Source organism: Dactylosporangium sp. NPDC051087, assembly GCF_055586325.1.
In genome coordinates, this window is the sequence record NZ_JBVJIJ010000011.1 from 271,330 (window position 1) to 288,773 (window position 17,444).

17 protein-coding genes are annotated in these 17,444 nt (G+C 72.1%); 14 read left to right on the plus strand and 3 right to left on the minus strand.

Annotated elements, in window-relative coordinates; all coding sequences use genetic code 11:
* Nucleotides 1-75: 75 nt before the first annotated feature.
* From ACZ6TV_RS22715 to ACZ6TV_RS22755, 9 genes are all read left to right on the plus strand, one after another.
* Nucleotides 76-852: a prepilin peptidase gene (locus ACZ6TV_RS22715; RefSeq protein ID WP_465299205.1), complete on the plus strand. Its 777-nt coding sequence runs from the start codon at nt 76-78 to the stop codon at nt 850-852.
* Nucleotides 853-875: 23 nt separating this feature from the next.
* Nucleotides 876-1,898: a type IV pilus assembly protein PilM gene (gene pilM / locus ACZ6TV_RS22720; RefSeq protein WP_465299206.1), complete on the plus strand. Its 1,023-nt coding sequence runs from the start codon at nt 876-878 to the stop codon at nt 1,896-1,898.
* Nucleotides 1,895-4,498 carry a PilN domain-containing protein gene (locus ACZ6TV_RS22725; protein ID WP_465299207.1) on the plus strand — a complete coding sequence of 868 codons (2,604 nt, stop codon included), beginning with the start codon at nt 1,895-1,897 and terminating at the stop codon, nt 4,496-4,498. The genes pilM and ACZ6TV_RS22725 overlap by 4 nt, the downstream gene beginning before the upstream one ends.
* The gene (gene pilO, locus ACZ6TV_RS22730; protein WP_465299208.1) at nt 4,498-5,046 is read left to right on the plus strand and encodes a type 4a pilus biogenesis protein PilO; all 549 of its coding nucleotides are present in this window, start codon (nt 4,498-4,500) and stop codon (nt 5,044-5,046) included. The genes ACZ6TV_RS22725 and pilO overlap by 1 nt, the downstream gene beginning before the upstream one ends.
* A gap of 8 nt (nt 5,047-5,054) precedes the next feature.
* Entirely contained in the window at nt 5,055-6,770 is a 1,716-nt protein-coding gene (locus tag ACZ6TV_RS22735) for a putative Ig domain-containing protein (RefSeq protein ID WP_465299209.1), read from the plus strand.
* Complete coding sequence (locus ACZ6TV_RS22740) at nt 6,767-7,411, plus strand: hypothetical protein (protein ID WP_465299210.1); 645 nt, start codon at nt 6,767-6,769, stop codon at nt 7,409-7,411. The genes ACZ6TV_RS22735 and ACZ6TV_RS22740 overlap by 4 nt, the downstream gene beginning before the upstream one ends.
* Nucleotides 7,408-8,937, plus strand: coding sequence for a hypothetical protein (locus tag ACZ6TV_RS22745; protein WP_465299211.1), 1,530 nt, complete (start codon nt 7,408-7,410; stop codon nt 8,935-8,937). The genes ACZ6TV_RS22740 and ACZ6TV_RS22745 overlap by 4 nt, the downstream gene beginning before the upstream one ends.
* Nucleotides 8,938-9,042: 105 nt before the next feature.
* Entirely contained in the window at nt 9,043-9,792 is a 750-nt protein-coding gene (locus tag ACZ6TV_RS22750) for a phosphatase PAP2 family protein (protein WP_465299212.1), read from the plus strand.
* Between the two features lie 16 nt (nt 9,793-9,808).
* Entirely contained in the window at nt 9,809-10,696 is an 888-nt protein-coding gene (locus ACZ6TV_RS22755; RefSeq protein ID WP_465299213.1) for a methyltransferase domain-containing protein, read from the plus strand.
* A gap of 41 nt (nt 10,697-10,737) precedes the next feature.
* On the opposite strand, the gene ACZ6TV_RS22760 is transcribed toward ACZ6TV_RS22755, so the two are convergent.
* Together ACZ6TV_RS22760 and ACZ6TV_RS22765 are read right to left on the minus strand one after the other, a co-directional pair.
* Nucleotides 10,738-11,604, minus strand: coding sequence for a hypothetical protein (locus ACZ6TV_RS22760; protein WP_465299214.1), 867 nt, complete (start codon nt 11,602-11,604; stop codon nt 10,738-10,740).
* Nucleotides 11,601-12,110 (minus strand): SigE family RNA polymerase sigma factor, encoded by a 510-nt coding sequence (locus ACZ6TV_RS22765; RefSeq protein ID WP_465299215.1) that lies wholly within the window; start codon nt 12,108-12,110, stop codon nt 11,601-11,603. The genes ACZ6TV_RS22760 and ACZ6TV_RS22765 overlap by 4 nt, the downstream gene beginning before the upstream one ends.
* A gap of 75 nt (nt 12,111-12,185) precedes the next feature.
* Between ACZ6TV_RS22765 and ACZ6TV_RS22770 the strand changes: the two genes are divergently transcribed.
* The 5 genes from ACZ6TV_RS22770 to ACZ6TV_RS22790 all read left to right on the plus strand — a co-directional run bounded on the left by ACZ6TV_RS22770 (nt 12,186) and on the right by ACZ6TV_RS22790 (nt 17,192).
* The gene (locus ACZ6TV_RS22770; protein WP_465299216.1) at nt 12,186-14,237 is read left to right on the plus strand and encodes a M3 family metallopeptidase; all 2,052 of its coding nucleotides are present in this window, start codon (nt 12,186-12,188) and stop codon (nt 14,235-14,237) included.
* A gap of 112 nt (nt 14,238-14,349) precedes the next feature.
* The gene (locus ACZ6TV_RS22775; RefSeq protein WP_465299217.1) at nt 14,350-14,979 is read left to right on the plus strand and encodes a hypothetical protein; all 630 of its coding nucleotides are present in this window, start codon (nt 14,350-14,352) and stop codon (nt 14,977-14,979) included.
* 73 nt (nt 14,980-15,052) lie between these two features.
* Nucleotides 15,053-15,754, plus strand: coding sequence for a FadR/GntR family transcriptional regulator (locus ACZ6TV_RS22780; protein ID WP_465299218.1), 702 nt, complete (start codon nt 15,053-15,055; stop codon nt 15,752-15,754).
* Nucleotides 15,751-16,578 carry a sterol desaturase family protein gene (locus tag ACZ6TV_RS22785; RefSeq protein ID WP_465299219.1) on the plus strand — a complete coding sequence of 276 codons (828 nt, stop codon included), beginning with the start codon at nt 15,751-15,753 and terminating at the stop codon, nt 16,576-16,578. Before ACZ6TV_RS22780 ends, ACZ6TV_RS22785 begins: the two co-directional genes overlap by 4 nt.
* Nucleotides 16,575-17,192: a lysoplasmalogenase gene (locus ACZ6TV_RS22790; protein WP_465299220.1), complete on the plus strand. Its 618-nt coding sequence runs from the start codon at nt 16,575-16,577 to the stop codon at nt 17,190-17,192. The genes ACZ6TV_RS22785 and ACZ6TV_RS22790 overlap by 4 nt, the downstream gene beginning before the upstream one ends.
* Here the strand turns inward: ACZ6TV_RS22790 and ACZ6TV_RS22795 are convergent.
* The gene (locus ACZ6TV_RS22795) at nt 17,170-17,361 is read right to left on the minus strand and encodes a hypothetical protein (protein WP_465299221.1); all 192 of its coding nucleotides are present in this window, start codon (nt 17,359-17,361) and stop codon (nt 17,170-17,172) included. The genes ACZ6TV_RS22790 and ACZ6TV_RS22795 overlap by 23 nt on opposite strands.
* Between the last annotated feature and the right edge of the window lie 83 nt (nt 17,362-17,444).

A 17,444-nucleotide genomic window follows, 5' to 3' on the forward strand; every position in this document is an offset into this window, starting at 1 on the left:
CAGTCGACGCTGTGGCGGCCCGTGGTCCAAGCGGGCCGCCACACCTGACTCCGACGCGAAGAAAGGAGCACGCTGATGCTGTTCGCGCTCGTCGGCGTGCTCGGCCTGGCGATCGGGTCGTTCCTCAACGTCGTCATCCACCGCGTCCCCCGCGGTGAGTCGCTCCTGCGGCCGGCCTCGCACTGTCCACAGTGCACGGTGCCGATCCGGCCGTGGCACAACGTCCCCGTCCTCGGCTGGCTGCTGCTGCGCGGCCGCTGCGCGGACTGCAAGGCGCCGATCAGCGTCCGCTACCCCCTGGTGGAGCTCGGCACGGCCGTCCTGTTCGTCGCCGTCGCCGCCCGGTTCGGCTGGTCGGCGACGCTGCCCGCCTGGCTGTACCTCGCCGCGATCGCGGTCGCCCTGGCCCTGATCGACCTCGACGTGCTGCGCCTGCCGAACGCGATCGTCCTGCCGTCCTACCTGGTGGTGCCGGCGCTGTTCCTGCCCGCCGTGATCCTGCAGCGGGACTGGTCCGCGGGCCTGCGCGGGCTGACCGGGATGGCCGTGCTGTTCGGCTTCTACCTGCTGCTGTCCCTGGTGTACCCGGGCGGCATGGGCTTCGGCGACGTCAAGCTCGCCGGCGTCCTGGGCCTGTACCTCGGCTGGCTCGGCTGGGCACCCCTCGCGGTCGGCACCCTGGCCGCGTTCCTGCTCGGCGGCATCGCCGGGGTCGTCCTGATGGCCGGCGGCAGGGCCGGCCGCAGGACCGCGCTGCCGTTCGGCCCGTCGATGCTCGCCGGGGCGCTCATCGCGCTCTTCGCGGCGGCACCGATCGCCGACTGGTACACCTCCATCCTCCTGCCCGCCTGAGCGTTTTTCGTCGAAGGAGCACGATGGCTGCCGTCAATCTGATCGGACTGGACATCGGCACGGTGTCCATCCGCGCGGCGGAGACCAGCAACAGCAAGGACGGGCCGGTCATCAGCAACTTCGGCCACATCCTGCTACCGCCCGGCGCCGTGCAGAACGGCGCCGTGCAGGACGAGCAGGTGGTCACCGGCGCGCTCAAGCAGCTGTGGTCGACCTTCAAGTTCCGCAGCCGCAAGGTCGCGCTCGGCGTCACCCACCAGCAGGTCGTCGTGCGGGAGACCACGGTCGCCAACCTGCCGGCGAAGGAGATGCGCCAGGCACTGCCCTTCCAGGTCCGCGACGCGCTGCCGCTCGCGCCGGAGAAGTCCCTCATCGACTTCTACCCCCTCGCCGAGCCCGAGGGCGACACGGTCCGCGGGCTGCTCATCGCCGCGCCCAAGGAGCCGGTCCTCGCCGCGATCAGGGCGATCGAGGCGGCGAAGCTGCACGTGGTCCGCGTCGACCTGGCGTCCTTCGCGCTGCTGCGCGCCGCGTCCCGCCTCGACGAGCACGTCGAGGCGCTCGTCGACATCGGCGCCCACGCGACCAGCGTCATCGTCCACCACGACGGCGAGCCCCTCATCGTGCGGACGATCCCCCGCGGCGGCAACGAGATCACCAAGACCGTCGCCGACCGGCTCGACCTGCCCGTCGAGCAGGCCGAGGAGCTCAAGTGCCGCGTCGGCCTGCGCACCGACACCGACGGGCAGACCGGCTCGGCGCTCAAGGACGCGGTCCGGCCGCTCATCAACGAGATCGGCAGCTCGTTCGCGTACCTCACCGCCGGCGGCCGGCAGGCCCGGGTCAGCCGGCTCGCCCTGTCCGGCGGCGGCTCGATGCTGCCCGGCCTCCTGGAGGCGCTGCACGCCCAGCTGCACGTGGAGGTGATCGCCGTCGATCCGGTGATGCGGGTGCGCGGCCTGCGCCGGGTCCGGCACGGCAGCCTCGAGCAGGTCCGCGCCTCGGCCGCCGTCTCCGTCGGCCTGACCCTGGCGGGTGCGTCGTGACCGGCCCGAACACCGGCACCTGGTGGGAGGACGAGCCGGAACGCAAACTCACCGGCATCGTCCTGCCCTCCTGGGGCGACGACCCCGACGACTCCCCCCGCGACGCCCGCGACGCCCGCGACCCCGGCGACCAGCTGGGCGGGCACCGGCCCGCGGTCTCCTCCGGCGACCCGCGCGGCGGCTATCTGCCCGCGACCTCGACCGGCGACCAGTGGGGCGACTCCCAGCCCGCTGTTTCGTCCGGCGACCAGCGCGGCGGCTACCGGCCCGTGGCTTCCTCCGGCGACCAGTGGGGCGGCTCCCAGCCCGCGACCACGTCCGGCGACCGGTGGGGCGGCTCCCAGCCCGCTGTTTCGTCCGGCGACCAGGGCGGCGGCTACCGGCCCGTGGCTTCCTCCGGCGACCAGTGGGGCGACTCCCAGCCCGCGGCCCCGGCCGGTGACCGGTGGGGCGGGCGGGCCGGCGATCCGCTGACCGACCCGCTCGACGCCGGCTGGACGCCGCCGGCCGCCGAGGAGCGCCTCGTGCCGGTCGTGCCGTCAGGCCCGCCGCCGTCGTGGCCCCCGGCCGACCTCACCGCGGAGACCCCGCGTGCCCGCGTCGAACTGCCGTCGCTCGACGCCGACGCCGACCCGGCGCCGCAGCCGCTCGTGTCGCAGGCGGCGAAGGCGGAGACGGCCGCGCCGAGGCGGGAGTTCCCCCGGTACATCGCCGGCGAGCTCGTCCTGCCCGGCACCTCCGAAACCGGGATCCGGCCCGACGCCCGGACGGAGCCGATCGACACCGGCGCGTCGCAGCCCGGCGGATGGACCCGGCCCGCCGACACCCCCGCGACCGGCGCGTGGACCCAGGACACCGACACCCAGGCCCCGCCCGCGGGCGGACGGACCCGGCCGGCCGAAGCCACGGCCCACCCGGCCGCGGCATGGACCCAGGACACCGACACCCAGGCCCCGCCCGCGGGCGGGTGGACGCGGCCCGCCGAAGCCACGGCCCACCCGGCCGCGGCATGGACCCAGGACACCGACACCCGGGCACCGTCCACCGGCGGATGGACCGGGCAGGCGACGCCGCCCGTGGACGCGCTCGGCGGCTCGACGTGGGCGCCGCAGCCGACCACGCAACCGCAGCCGACCACGCAACCGCGGCCGGTCTCGTCCCCGCCGGCCGCCGACCGCTTCGCGGCGTCCCCGCCGGTCCCGCACACGCCGCCGCCCCCACCGCTGCCGGACGAGCCGGACACCGCCGCGGCTCCCGTGTCGCTGCCCGGGGTCCAGTTCACCGCGCCCGCCAGGCCGCGACCGGTCCCGGCGGACCAGAACCCCGCCACGCAGAACCCCGCCACGCAGAACCCCGCCACGCAGAGCCCCGCCACGCAGGCACCCGCCGCGACCACCCGGACCATGCCGCCCGCCACGCTGCCGGCGGCGGCGCTGCCGGCCGGCACGGCGAAGCCGGCTCCCCCGCGGCCCACGACGCCCCCGCCCGGGGTGCCGGAGGCCAGCGTGCCACCGCCACCACGCCCGGCGCCGCCGTCGATCCCGCCGGCCGGCCACGGCATGCAGCCGGCCACCATGCCCACCACCGCGCTCCCGGCCGGACCGACCGGACCGACCGGCCACACGGGCCAGCCCGGCCACACAGTCCAGACAGGACAGACAGCCCCGACCGGCCACACAGGCCCGGCAGGACCGGCGGGCCAGGCAGGCCAGGCCGGTTCCGCCGGCATGCCCGCGGCGCTGCAGGCCGCCATGCAGCCGGCACCGGCCGGTGACGCGCCGGCCGACACCCGGACCGCCGTCCAGCCCGCCGTGCCCGCCGCCGTCCACGCGGCCCAGCAGGGCGCCCCGCAGGGGGCCGCCGGGCAGGACGGGCCGGCCCAGGCAGTACCGGCGAAGAAGGACCGGGAGGGTGCGCCGCATCCCGCGTTCCCGGACGCGACCGCCCGGACCATGCGGATCCTGCCGATCGCCGCCGACCTGCTGCCCCTGGAGATCATCGACCTGCGGCGGCTGCGGATGGTGCGGCGGCTCGTGATCGCCGGGGTGGCCGCGTTCGTGGCGCTGATGCTCGGCTGGTACGTCGTCGCCGCCGGCAACGTCGACCAGGCCCAGGACCGGCTGCAGAGCATCCGCGACGATAAGGCCGCCCTGGACAACGCGAAGAAGAAGTACGCGCCGCTGCAGGACACCCAGCGGCAGATCAAGAACATCGACGACCAGCTGCGGATCCTGCTCGCCGACGACCTGTCGTGGTCGACGCTGCTGGCCTCGCTGCAGAAGGCGGCGCCGAAGGGCGTCACGGTCAAGAGCGTGACGGGCGCGCTGAGCCAGAGCACGCAGGCGGACGCCGCCGGTGACCTGGTCGGTTCGGTCACGCTGACCGGCACGGCGCCGACGAAGAAGGACATCGCGACCTTCACCGACACCCTCGGCGCGGTCCCGGGCCTCGCCAACCCGTTCCCGACGGACGCCACCGAGTCCGAGGACGGGCTGAACTTCACCATCAAGGTCGACGTCACCAAGGCGTCGCTCGGCGGCCGGTTCACGTCGCCGACCGCGACCCCCGGCGCGGCCCAGAGTGCGTCGGGAGGCAACTGATGCGACCGGAACGGCTGTGGCTGCTGGGCGGTGTGGTCGCCGTGATCGTCCTGCTGGCGGCCGGCTTCTACCTCGGCGTGTACCCGAAGTACCAGGAGGAGAACGACCTCGCGGTGCAGGGCGACGACCTGGCGGCGCAGGTCGACCGCGAGCGCCGGGACATCGCGAAGCTGGAGGCGCAGAACCAGCGCATCGCGGAGTACCAGACGCAGCTCAAGACGCGGCTGGCCGCGCTGCCGGAGAGCGACTCGGTGGCGGAGCTGCTGCGCGAGGTGCAGAACGCGGGTGAGCTGACCGGGATCACGGTCAGCGGGATCAGCGTCGGCTCCGCGACCGAGGTCAAGGTCAGCGGCCCGCTGCCGGTGCACGCCGTGCCGGTGAGCCTGACGGCGTCCGGCCCGAGCGGGAAGGTCAACCCGTTCCTCGACCAGCTGCAGCGCTCGCAGCCGCGGGCCCTGCTCGTCGAGAACGTGAACGTGGCCGCCGCCACCGGCGACAAGGTGAACCTGACGCTGACCGTCCAGGCGTTCTTCGCGGACCAGAAGTAGCCGGCGCCATGCAGCGGACTCCCCCCGCCGACGCCGGGTTCAGCCTGGTCGAGACGCTCACGTCGATCGCGATCATCGGCGTGGTCATGACGGCGCTGACCACGTTCTTCGTCGGCACGACCACGACGCTCAACAAGCAGCGCGGCCTGCAGTCCGCGGTGCGGATCGCGCACGACGGCATCGACCTGGCCAAGTCGCTGCCGGGTTCGGCCGTCGTGTCCGGCCGCAGCATGAAGGACGCGACCGAGCAGCTGCGCAAGTTCAAGGGCGGGGAGATCCCCGGCCTCGTCGGCAGCGTCCTGACGGGCGTGCAGGGCCTGCTGACCACGATGCTGCCGGCCGCGGACTCGAAGCTCGGCCCGCTGGCCGACAGCCTCGCCAAGCCGGCGCTGCCGATCCTGCCGCAGGCCGTCCAGTTCAACAGCACGGACTTCGACCGGTACTACTTCGTCGGGTCGTGCCAGATGCCGCTCGGCGGGGACGTGTGCGGCCTGCTGTCGCTGCCCGGCACCCTGCTCAACTTCTACCGGGTGGTCGTCGCCGTCACCTGGCACAACGACCGGGCCTGCCCGAAGACCGGTGGGGTCTGCTCGTACCTGACGCAGACGCTGGTCAGCGCGGCGCCGCTGGACCCGGTCTTCAACCCGAGCGTCACCGTGATCCCGCCGCTGCCGGACAACCCCGGCAACCAGACCGACGAGGTCACCGTGCCGATGGCGGCGCCCCTGACGCTGACGGCGACGACCGCGTACCCGCCGCTGACCTGGTCCGCGGAGAACCTGCCGCCGGGCGTGACGATCACCCCCGCCGGCGTCGTCAGCGGCACGCCGACGACCGCCGGCACGTACGTGGTGCGGGTCGTCGTCAACGACGCCGTGTCGACCAACGACGCGTCGTTCAACTGGACGGTGGCCGCGCTGCCGGTCGCCGCGCCGGCCACGCAGACCTGGGACGCCGGTTCGGCCGTGAGCTACCAGGTGCCGCTGACCGGTGGCATCGCCCCGTACGCGTGGACGGCGACCGGCCTGCCGCCGGGGCTGTCGATCAACGCGACGACCGGGGTCGTCACCGGCACGACGACGGCGACCGGCGCGGCGTCGAAGGCGACGGTGACCGTGAAGGTGACCGACAAGAACCTCAAGACGCACTCGGCGACGTTCACCTGGAACACGAAGGTCGCGGTGCAGTACCCGAACGCGACGACGCCGATCGCCCTGACGAAGGGCAGCCCGTACAACGGCTCGGTCGCCGCGTACGGCGGCACCGGACCGTACACGTGGACGGCGACGAACATGCCGCCCGGCCTGACGCTGTCGAGCTCCGGCGTGGTGTCGGGCACGGTGAGCGGTGCGTCGCGCTACCTGGTGACGTTGAAGGTGACCGACAGCACCGGCGCGTCCAACACCACGCTGGTCCCGGTCAACGTGACCACGCCGGCCACCCCGGCCGGGCAGCTGCAGGTGACCACGCCGTCGTTCACCGGCACGGCGAAGCCGGACCTGACGAACGTCAAGGGCACGGCGATCACCCAGCTGAACATGGCCGCGTCGGGCGGCACCCTGCCGTACACGTGGACGGCGGACGGCCTGCCGCCCGGCCTGACGTTCAGCACCAACAAGGTCACCGGCACCCCGACGACGGCCGGCGTCTACCCCGTCACCCTGACCGTCACCGAGAAGAACGGCGGCACGGCGGTCTTCATGTTCATCTGGACGATCACATGAACGCGTTCCTGCGCCGCGACGACCGTGTCACCCGCGCTTCCCGGCGAGCCGTCGCCCGGCTGCGCCGCGACGACGGTGTCACTCTGGCCGAGATGGCGGTGACCACGGCGATCATGTCCGCGGTCATGGCCATCTTCACCACCGGTGTGGTGCAGCTCTTCCGGGCCGGCAACAGCAGCGAGCTGGTGGCGGTGACCGAGTCGCAGCTCAACACGGCGTTCCTGCGGCTGGACCGCAACCTGCGCTACGCGGCGGGGTTCTCGAAGCCCGGCGATCCCGACGCCAACGGCAACAAGCAGGTGGAGTACGTCAACACGGACACCGCGAGCGGCAACCCGGAGTGCGCGCAGCTGGAGCTGAACAGGAACCTGAAGGTGCTGCGCCGGCAGGTGTGGCCGCAGGGGACGAAACCGGCCGGCAAATGGGTCGTGCTCGCCAGCCAGGTGAACGCCGCGAAGAGCTCGTTCGCGCTGGCGGACCCGACGTCGGACACCGGCTACCAGCGGCTGCAGATCGTCCTGGTGGTGGCCACCAACCCCGGCACCGGCCAGACCGAGTCGAGGACCGACGTCACCTTCACCGCGCTGAACAGCACCAGGGGCACCCTGCCCGCCACGGTCTGCCCGGAGGCCCGCACATGAGGTTCTTCAGATGGCTGCGCGACGAGCGCGGGTCGCTGCCCCTGGCGATGATGCTGACCCTCGTCGGCACGTCGTTGTCGACGCTCATGGTGCCCGTGGTGATCAACCAGGTGCGGAACACCGCGTCGACGATCGAGCGGGCGAAGGCGCTGCACGCCGCCCAGGCCGGCATCGACATGGTGATCGGCGGGATCCGCGCGTCGGCGGGCAGCATCGCCAACCTGATCTGCATCCCGGTCGCCACGCCGCTGATCGGCGCGATCGGCGCCGGGCTGCCCGGCCGCTACCAGGTCTCCGTCGAGTACCAGGACTCCTCGCGCCAGCCGCTGCCGTGCGCGACGAAGGCGTCGCACCTGCTGTCGGTGCCGTCGTACGCGGTCATCACGTCGATGGGCACCGTCGAGGGCGCCGCCGGGCAGGCGATCAACCCGCGCGACGGGGGGACCCGGACGCTGACCGCCACCTACGTCTTCCGGTTCACCAACGCGAACATCGAGGGCGGCCTGGTCCGCTTCTACGGCGGCACGTACTGCCTGGACGCGGGCTCCGGCTCGCCGGGCGTCGGCACGATCGTCACCACCCAGCCGTGCAACCCGGGCAGCTCGCGGCAGACCTTCGCGTACACGAAGTATCTGACGCTGCAGCTGGTGTCGTCGAAGACCGCCGCGAACCCGCTGGGCATGTGCGTCGACTCCGGCGCCTCCCCGATCTCCGGCGCGCTGCTGCAGTTCCAGGTGTGCGGGACGAGCGTGACCGTGCCGTACTACCAGCGGTGGAGCCTCAACGACAGCTCCAACTTCCAGAGCACCACGGCCGCCGGCGGGCTCGGCACCTTCTGCATGCACGCGAAGGCCGGCAGCACCAAGGGCGCGTTCATGGAGCTCATCGGGTGCGGCGGCGCCGCCGACAACACCCGCACGTTCACGCCGGACGCGAGCGTCGGCGCCGGTGCCGCGTCCGCGCCGTGGAGCCTGGTCAACTTCAAGCAGTTCGGCCGGTGCGTCGACGTCACGAACTTCGACACCACCCTCGGGTTCCTCATCGTGTGGCCGTGCAAGCAGGCGCCGAACATGCTCAACGTCGCCTGGAACCAGCGCTTCTCGGTCCCCCTCGCCGTGAACGAGACCGGGACCGTCACCGGCCGGATCACCACGTACGACAACACCAAGACGAACAAGACCTACTGCCTGACGACGTACGACCCGAAGGGCGCCACCCATTTCGTGATCATGAAGGTGTGCCCGACCCTCGGCGACTCCCAGTCGGCCTTCGACGCCGTCGAGTGGAAGGTGTCGTATCAGGAGGGCACCTACGGGACGAGCTACGTCATCAAGGACACCTGGGACCGGTGCCTGAGCCCGACGAACCTCGACGACCCGAAGCTGCCCACGGGCGACATCTTCAAGGGCAGCAGCACGGCCAGCAAGCTCACCACCGCCGTGTGCGACGGCTCGAAGCTGCAGAAGTGGAACGCGCCGGCCAACATCGAGGACCCGACGCCCCTGAAGAACATCGGGGAGAAGTGACGACCCCGTAGGGGACCTCCTGACGCCCGGCGCCGCCGGAGATCAGGGTCCGGTCCGTGCTTGCACTGGATGGCGTCCGGCCTCGCGGTGACGAGGCTGGACGCCATGACCATCACCTGGGAGAAACCGGCGCTGCGGCCGGTCGGCCTCGGCCGGCAGGTCGGCATCGTGACGGCGGCGGTGGCCGCGTACTTCGGGGTCCGGGGCGCCACGGAGGCGGCGACGGACCGGGCCCTCGCGAACGCGGGGACCGTCGTGGACTTCGAACGCTCCGCCGGGCTGTTCCACGAGCACTGGCTGCAGTCGACGTTCGCCGGCACGCCCGCCGTGGCGACGTTCTTCAACTGGGTCTACATCTGGGGCCACTGGCCGGTCATCGTCGCGACCCTGATCTGGCTGGCCCGCACCAACCCGGCGATCTACTACCGCACCCGCAACGCGATGCTGCTGTCCGGCGGGATCGGCCTGGTGATCTTCATGCTCTTCCCGCTCGCCCCGCCGCGGCTGGCCGAGCTGGGCCTGGTCGACACCGTGACGCAGTCCTCCGACGCGTACCGGGTGCTGCAGCCGGCGATGTTCACCAACCAGTACGCCGCGATGCCGAGCCTGCACGTCGGCTGGGATCTGCTCATCGGCCTGGCGATCCTGGCCGCGGCCCGGGGTCCGCTGCTGCGCGCGTTCGGCGCGGCGATGCCGGTGCTGATGGTGGCCGCCGTGGTCCTGACCGCGAACCACTACATCGTCGACGCGATCGCCGGCGCGGCCCTCACCGCCACCTGCTGGTGGGTGCTGCGGGCGCGGGAGCTCCGGGAGCCGCGCGGCTATGCCGGATGGGACGGCCTGCGCCTGCGATAAGGCATACGCTTTGCCCATGGAACACCTGGACCTGGAACATCTCGGGTTCCCGGCGGACGTGATCCCGCTGCAGTATCAGGCGCTGCTGCTGTCCGACGAACGCCGGATGGAGGCGTTCGCCGATGCGATCGCCGAGGCCGTCCGGCCCGGGACCCGGGTCCTCGACCTCGGCTGCGGGACCGGCGTCCTGTCGTACTTCGCCGCCCGGCAGGGCGCCACGGTCACCGCGATCGAGCGGGAGCCGCGGGTCTTCGCCACGGCCTCGTCGGCGTTGCGGGCGGCGGTCGGCGACGCCGTCACCGTCCTGCACGCCGACGCCCGCGACTACCTGCCCGAAGAGCCGGTCGACGTGGTGCTCTGCGAGATGCTGCACGTCGGGCTGCTCCGCGAGCGGCAGATCGAGGTCATCAACAGCTTCAAGCGCCGCTACCTGCGGCACATCGGCGGCCCGCTGCCCCGCTTCGTGCCGGAGGCGTGCGTGCAGGCCATCCAGCCGGTCGAGCAGGACTTCACCTACTTCGGCTACACGGTGCCGGCGCCGGTGTTCCAGCTGCCGGAGAGCCTGCAGCCGCGCACCGTCGAGGCGGCCCCGCCGCAGGTGTTCCAGCAGTTCTTCTACACCGACCCGCTGCCGCACCACTGCACCGGCGACCTGCGCTTCGTCGCGGAGCGCCCGGCCCTGGTCAACGCCGTGCGGGTGGTCACCAAGAATCTCCTGTCGCTGCTGTACGAGCCGCCGGGCAGCATCGACTGGACGATGAACTACCTGGTGGTGCCGTTGCGCGAGCCGGTCGAGGTGCTCACCGGCGACGAGCTGCGGCTCCGCTTCGACTACTGCCCCGGCGACGAGATCACCGTCCTCGCCGACAGCCTCACCGCCAGCGTCCCGGCCCACGCGCGGTAGCTGGTGCGGAGCCGGCCGGTGGACCGGCCGACTCCACCGCGTCAGGACGCCTTGACGTGGAAGCGTTCGTCGACGACGAGGGCGGCGAGCCGGTCCTCGGTCAGCGGGAGCGCCGGCAGGGCCCCGGTGCCGTTGCCGGACCGGTCGTCGAGCTTCTCCTGGGCGATGAACACCACGGTGCCGTCGGGGTGCCTGTATGCGGCCCACTGGTCGAACTCGCCGTTGCGGCCGGACGCGATCCCGACGGTCACGGCGCCGGACGTCACGAGCTTGCAGCCCGCCGTCGCCGGGGTCCAGAAGGCGTTCGCGACCGCGCAGGCGTCGCCGGGCGCGTCCACCAGGCCCGGCTCGTAGACGGTGACGAGGAGCTGCCCGACGCCGCCGTCCTTGCCCAGCTGCGTGGCCGCCAGGTAGGACCAGGCGTCCTTGCCGGCGACCTTGCCCTCGTACTGGGCCTGCGACATCCGCGACGGCACGAGCTGGTCGGTGCCGGGGTTGTCCAGGGCGGTGTACCCGGCCGGTACCACGGCGAGCAGGTCGACCAGCAGCTGCTCGCCCTGGTCGAACTTGTGCCCGGCGCGGGCGGTGCGGTCCTGCTGCGGCTGCCCGTTGGGCTGGGTCGGCCACACCTCCTTGTCGGTGCCGCCGGGGGCGGGCGTGGTCGCCGCCGGTGTCCCCCCTGGCGCACCGACCTGCAGGGGTGCGCCGCCACCCGGCCCGGTCGCCGCGACCGCCACGGCGACCGCGGCGACGACCGCGACGACCCCGGTGGCGGCGCCGGCGGCGACCAGGTTGCGGCGGCGCACGGCCCGGCGCCCGGCGGTCACGGCCACCGCCGGCGACATCGGCGGCGGGGTGAGGCTGTCGAGGGCGTCGCGCAGCGACACCTTCACATCGTGTTCGTTCATGACTGCTTCCTCGATGCTCGCGCGTGACTGTCTTCAAGGTGGGTGCGAAGGGTCTGCAGCCCCCGCGCGGCCTGGCTCTTCACGGTGCCGGTGCTGCAACTGAGCAGGGCCGCCGTCGCTTCCACGGACAGGTCCTCCCAGTACCGCAGGATCAGCACGGCCCGCTGCCGGGCGGGCACGGCGGACAGGGCGGCGAGCATCGTGATCCGCTCGTCGGGCGCCTTGTCGTGGGTGGCGCCGTCCAGCGGCACGTCCGTGACCCGGACCCGGTGCCACCAGCCGAGCCGGCGCTCGTCCAGGAACGCCCGGAACAGGGTCTGCCGGACGTACCCGTCGAGGGCCTCGTGCCGGCTCACCCGGTCCCACACCACGTACAGCTTGGTGAACGCCACCTGGGTGAGGTCCTCCGCCCGGTGCCAGTCACCGCACAGCAGGAACGCCGTGCCGCGTATCGCGTCCGACCGCGCGGCGAAGTACTCGGCGAACGCCGTGTCCCGATCCGTCATGCGGTACTCACGGGGCCGGCAGTCGGATCGGTTGCACAGACTTCCGGAAAAGAGCCGTCCCTATACAGTCGGTAGGTGACCACGGACAACCCGTTCTTCGCCGCGAGTGACCTGCCGTATCAGCTGCCGCCCTTCGACCGCATCGAGACCGGGCACTACCTGCCCGCGTTCGAGCGCGGCATGGCCGAGCAGCGGGCCGAGGTCGAAGCCATCGCCACCCTTTCCGAGCCGCCGACGTTCGACAACACCCTCGTCGCCCTGGAGCGCTCGGGTCGAGTCCTGCAGCGGGTGTCGGCCGCCTTCTTCAACGTCACCAGCTCCGACACCAGCCCGGACCTGCAGGACATCGAGTCGCGGGTGGTGCCCCTGCTGTCCGCGCACGGCGACGCCATCATGCTCGACCGGCGGCTCTTCGCCCGCATCGAGCGGCTGTACGAGACCCGCGACGCCCTCGAGCTGGACGGCGAGTCGGCGTGGCTGCTCGAGCGGTACCACACCGAGTTCGTCCGGGCCGGCGCCCGGCTGTCCGAGGAGGAGCACGTCCGGCTGCGGGAGCTCAACGCCGAGCTCGCGGCGCTCGCGACCGACTTCGGCAACAAGGTCCGCGACGAGATGAAGGCCAGCGCCGTCGTCGTGCGGGACGCCGGGGACCTCGCCGGGCTGTCCGCCGACGCGGTCGCCGCCGCCGAGGTCGCCGCCCGCGACCGGGGCCTCACCGAGGGCTACGCGCTGAACCTGATCCTGCCCACGGCGCAGCCGGCGCTCGCGTCGCTGCAGAACCGGGCGGTCCGCGAGCGGCTGCACACCGCGTCCGTCGCGCGGGGATCCAGCGGCGGCGAGCACGACACCACCGCGTCGGTGCTGCGCATCGCGCGGCTGCGGGCGGAGCGGGCGCGGCTGCTCGGCTTCGAGCACCACGCGGCCTACAACATCGCCGACAACACCGCCCGCAGCGTCGGCGCCGTCCAGGAGATGCTGGCGAAGCTGGCGCCGGCCGCCGTCGCCAACGCCCGGATCGAGGCCGAGGACCTGCAGGAGGCGATCGGCGCCGCGTTCACCCTGCAGCCGTGGGACTGGGCGTTCTACACCGAGAAGGTCCGGCGGGAGCGGTACGCGATCGACGAGGCGGAGCTGCGGCCGTACTTCGAGCTGGAGCGGGTCCTGCACGACGGGGTCTTCTACGCCGCCGGCCAGCTGTACGGGATCCGCTTCCAGGAGCGGCCGGACCTTCCGGCGTACCACGGCGACGCCCGCGTCTTCGAGGTCTTCGACCGGGACGGCGGACCCCTCGGCCTGTTCATCGGCGACTTCTTCACCCGCCCGTCGAAGCGCGGCGGCGCCTGGGCCAACGCCCTCGTGCCGCAGTCGCGGCTGTTCGGCACCGCGCCGGTCGTCGTCAACAACCTCAACATCAACCGGGCGCCCGACGGGGAGCCGACGCTGCTGACGCTCGACGAGGTGCGCACCCTCTTCCACGAGTTCGGTCACGCGCTGCACACCCTCTTCTCCCAGGTGCACTTCCCGAAGTTCGCCGGCACCCGGGTCCCCCGCGACTTCGTCGAGTATCCGTCGCAGGTCAACGAGGTGTGGATGCTGTGGCCGGAGGTCCTGGCCAACTACGCCACCCACCATCGCACCGGCGAGCACCTGCCGCAGTCGGTGGTGGAGCGGCTGCAGGCGGCGGAGCAGTTCAACAAGGGCTTCGCGACCACGGAGTACCTGGCGGCGACGCTGCTCGACCTGGCCTGGCACACGCTGACCGTCGAGGAGGCCGCGGCGGTGACCGACGTGCTCGCCTTCGAGGCGGCGGCGCTGGAGCGGGACGGGGTGGCGGTGCCGTTCGTGCCGCCGCGCTACCGGACCGCGTACTTCGCGCACATCTTCAGCGGCGCGGCGTACAGCGCCGGGTACTACTCCTACATCTGGAGCGAGGTGCTCGACGCCGACACCGTCGACTGGCTCACCGAGCAGGGCGGGCTGCGCCGGGAACTCGGCGACACGTTCCGTGACGGCCTGCTCGCCAAGGGCGGCAGCGCCGACGCGATGGAGGTCTACCGCGCGTTCCGCGGTCGCGATCCGTTGATCGAGCCGCTACTCAAACGACGTGGATTGATCAGTGTTCCTTAGGTTTTGTTAAGACGACTTCCGGATGGGGCGCCGCGTTCCCTAAGCTGTCGCGGTGCGTGGCGCCACCCCCCGGCGTAGGCCCGCTGCCGCACGTCGCCTGCATTTCAGCAGGATGGCGATGCTTGCCGCGATCAGCCTCGTCGCCTCACTGATCAGCGTCGGTGTCTCTTGGGCGATCTTCCCCAACGAGCCGGCGGCGGTCTCCGACGACACCAAGTTCGACGCGGCCCAGTTCTACGAGACGAACGCGCGGGCGAACGCCGCCCGCGGGGTCGAGCTGGCGTCCGCGCCCGGCACGTCCCTGGTCCCGAAGCCCGTCGCCGGGCTCACCCAGGCGGCGACCAACAACGCGTTCATCGTCATCGAGGTCGGCCGGCAGATGGGCCTGCCCGAGCGCGCGTACGTCGTGGCGATCGCGACCGCGCTGCAGGAGACGTACCTGAAGAACATGGCGAACCCGAAGGTCCCGGCGTCGCTGAAGCTGCCCCACGAGGGCACCGGCACCAACTACGACTCGGTCGGCATCTTCCAGCAGCGGGTCAGCATCTGGGGCACCGTCGAGCAGCTCATGGACCCGGCGTTCGCGGCGGCGAAGTTCTACACGCGGCTGATGAAGGTCTCCGGCTGGCAGTCGATGAGCGTCACCGGCGCCGCCCAGGCGGTCCAGCGCAGCGCCTTCGCCAGCGCCTACGCCAAGCACGCGACCACCGCCCAGAAGATCGTGGACAGCCTGACCCAGTGATCCGCCGGTCACCGGCGGATCCCACCGCTCGCGACCACTGGTCCAACCAGTTGATGTGTGAGACAGTCGCGGCGTGACGTTGACGCCGGCTCCGCGCAGCTCCGTGTCCGACCACGTCTTCGCGCAGCTGCGGGACGCGGTGCTCAGCGGCGCCTACGCGCCCGGGGCCGCGCTGCCCAGCGAGCGGGAGCTCGCCGCGACGTTCGAGGTGAACCGGCACGCGGTGCGTGAGGCGCTGCGCCGGCTGCAGCAGCTCGGCCTGGTCAAGGTCAGCCAGGGCGGCGCGACCAGGGTCCTCGACTGGCGGGTGCACGCGGGGCTCGACCTCGCGATGTCCAGCGGCGACGTCCTGCCGGTCGGCACCCTCGTGCGCGACATGATGGAGATGCGCGCCTGCATCGGGGCCGACGCCGCCAGGCTGTGCGCGCTGCGCGGCACGCCCGCCGCCCGGCAGGACATCGTCGCCAGGGTCGACGCGCTCGCCGCCGCGGCGCCGGACCTGGACCGGATGGGCGAGGCGAACGTCGCGCTGTGGCGGGCCGTCGTCGCGGGCAGCGGCAACACCGCGTACCTCCTGGCCTTCAACAGCCTCGTGAGCGGCGCGCTCGCCGTCGGGCACGTCCCGCCGAGGCTGCGCACCGCCGAGCTCCTCGACGTCGCCGGGCACCGCCGGCTCGCCGCGCACATCGCCGCCGGCGCCGCCTCCGAGGCCTTCCACTCCGCCCAGGCCCTGCTCACCGCCCCTGTTCTCGCGCCCAAGGAGACCCGAGCATGATCCCCGCCGTGCTCTATGCCGTGCCCGCGTTCCTGCTGCTCATCGTGATGGAGGCGGTGTCCTACCGCTTCCTGCCCGACGACGACGAGCGCGGCTACGAGGTCCGCGACACCACCACCAGCCTGTCGATGGGCCTCGGCAGCCAGATCATCGGCGTGCCGTGGAAGATCCTGGTCGCGCTCGCGTTCGCCGGCCTCTACGTGCTCACCCCGCTGAAGCTCGACCCGGCCAGCCCGTGGACGTGGGCGCTGCTGTTCTTCGCCGACGACTTCGCGTACTACTGGTTCCACCGCCTGCACCACGAGGTCCGGGTCTTCTGGGCCGGCCACGTCGTGCACCACTCCAGCGTCTTCTTCAACCTGTCCACGGCGCTGCGGCAGAGCTGGACGCCGATGACCGCCACCCCGTTCTGGCTGTTCCTGCCGCTGCTGGGCATCCCGCCGTGGATGGTGTTCCTGCAGCAGTCGATCAGCCTGGCGTACCAGTTCTTCCTGCACAGCGAGCGGGTCGGCCGGCTGCCCCGGCCCGTCGAGTGGTTCTTCAACACCCCGTCGCACCACCGCGTCCACCACGGCGCCAACGCCGAGTACCTGGACCGCAACTACGGCGGCATCCTCATCATCTGGGACCGGATGTTCGGAACGTTCGAGCCCGAACGGGCGCGGGTGGTGTACGGCCTGACGAAGAACATCGGCACCTACAACCCGCTGCGGGTCGCCACCCACGAGTACCGGGACATCTGGCGCGACGTGCGCACGGCCACCGGCTGGCGCGACCGGACGCGCTTCGTCTTCGGCCGGCCCGGCTGGCGGCCCGCCGCATGAGACTCCCACTGGTGCTGTTCGGCTGCGCCGCCGTCGCAGAGCTCACGGGCGTCGCCATGTCCTGGGAGCCGCTGCAGTGGGTCGCGAAGCCGCTCCTCGCCCCGCTGCTGCTCTGGTACCTGATGCGCTTCTCGCTCATCGGGTGGGGCCTGGTCTTCGCGTTCGCGGGCGACGTGGCGCTCCTGGTGCCGGGCACCGTGCCCTTCCTGCTGGGCATGGCCTGCTTCCTCGGCACGCAGATCTGCTTCCTGCTGGCCTTCCTGCGCCGCGCTCCCCTGCACCGTGTCGCCGCGGCCGGCTACGGCGTCCTGTGGGTGGTGCTGAACGCGCTGCTCTGGCCGTCGCTGGGCACGCTGCGGGTGCCGATCCTGGTGTACAGCCTCGCGCTGAGCGCCATGGCGGCCGCGGCGTTCGCCGTCTCGCGGACGGTCGCCGCCGGTGGTTTCCTGTTCCTGCTGTCGGACCTGCTGATCGGGCTGGGCGCCGCCGACCTGGACTTCGCCGGCCGCGACCTGATCGTCATGACGACCTACATCGCCGCCCTGTTCCTCATCACGACCGGCTTCGCCGGGCAACCCTCGCCGGTGACGGCTACAGCATCCCGTGTTCGATGATCCAGGACAGCGACGCGGTCTCCTCGTAGGAGAACTCCAGGGAGACGATCACGGTGAAGCGGCGGTCGATCTGGTACGAGGTGTAGCGGTGGACGGCGCAGTCCATCCAGACCGGGATGCGCGACGCCGGGTTGGCCAGGACGGCATGCTTGCCACAGCGGTGCTCCATGGGCGGCAACGCTAGCCACGGTGCCGGGAATGCATCAGCCTGCTGCCTGATACTCCATATGGTGTACGAGACGGTGCCTCCTC

Excerpts from the sequence above, each read along its gene's own strand:
- pilM (WP_465299206.1), top strand. The coding sequence starts at position 876 with ATGGCTGCCGTCAATCTGATCGGACTGGACATCGGCACGGTGTCCATC.
- ACZ6TV_RS22785 (WP_465299219.1), top strand. The coding sequence starts at position 15,751 with ATGATCCCCGCCGTGCTCTATGCCGTGCCCGCGTTCCTGCTGCTCATC.
- ACZ6TV_RS22745 (WP_465299211.1), top strand. The coding sequence starts at position 7,408 with ATGAGGTTCTTCAGATGGCTGCGCGACGAGCGCGGGTCGCTGCCCCTG.
- ACZ6TV_RS22750 (WP_465299212.1), top strand. The coding sequence starts at position 9,043 with ATGACCATCACCTGGGAGAAACCGGCGCTGCGGCCGGTCGGCCTCGGC.
- ACZ6TV_RS22735 (WP_465299209.1), top strand. The coding sequence starts at position 5,055 with ATGCAGCGGACTCCCCCCGCCGACGCCGGGTTCAGCCTGGTCGAGACG.
- ACZ6TV_RS22775 (WP_465299217.1), top strand. The coding sequence starts at position 14,350 with ATGGCGATGCTTGCCGCGATCAGCCTCGTCGCCTCACTGATCAGCGTC.
- pilO (WP_465299208.1), top strand. The coding sequence starts at position 4,498 with ATGCGACCGGAACGGCTGTGGCTGCTGGGCGGTGTGGTCGCCGTGATC.
- ACZ6TV_RS22790 (WP_465299220.1), top strand. The coding sequence starts at position 16,575 with ATGAGACTCCCACTGGTGCTGTTCGGCTGCGCCGCCGTCGCAGAGCTC.
- ACZ6TV_RS22755 (WP_465299213.1), top strand. The coding sequence starts at position 9,809 with ATGGAACACCTGGACCTGGAACATCTCGGGTTCCCGGCGGACGTGATC.
- ACZ6TV_RS22760 (WP_465299214.1), bottom strand. The coding sequence starts at position 11,604 with ATGAACGAACACGATGTGAAGGTGTCGCTGCGCGACGCCCTCGACAGC.
- ACZ6TV_RS22715 (WP_465299205.1), top strand. The coding sequence starts at position 76 with ATGCTGTTCGCGCTCGTCGGCGTGCTCGGCCTGGCGATCGGGTCGTTC.
- ACZ6TV_RS22740 (WP_465299210.1), top strand. The coding sequence starts at position 6,767 with ATGAACGCGTTCCTGCGCCGCGACGACCGTGTCACCCGCGCTTCCCGG.
- ACZ6TV_RS22795 (WP_465299221.1), bottom strand. The coding sequence starts at position 17,361 with ATGGAGCACCGCTGTGGCAAGCATGCCGTCCTGGCCAACCCGGCGTCG.
- ACZ6TV_RS22765 (WP_465299215.1), bottom strand. The coding sequence starts at position 12,110 with ATGACGGATCGGGACACGGCGTTCGCCGAGTACTTCGCCGCGCGGTCG.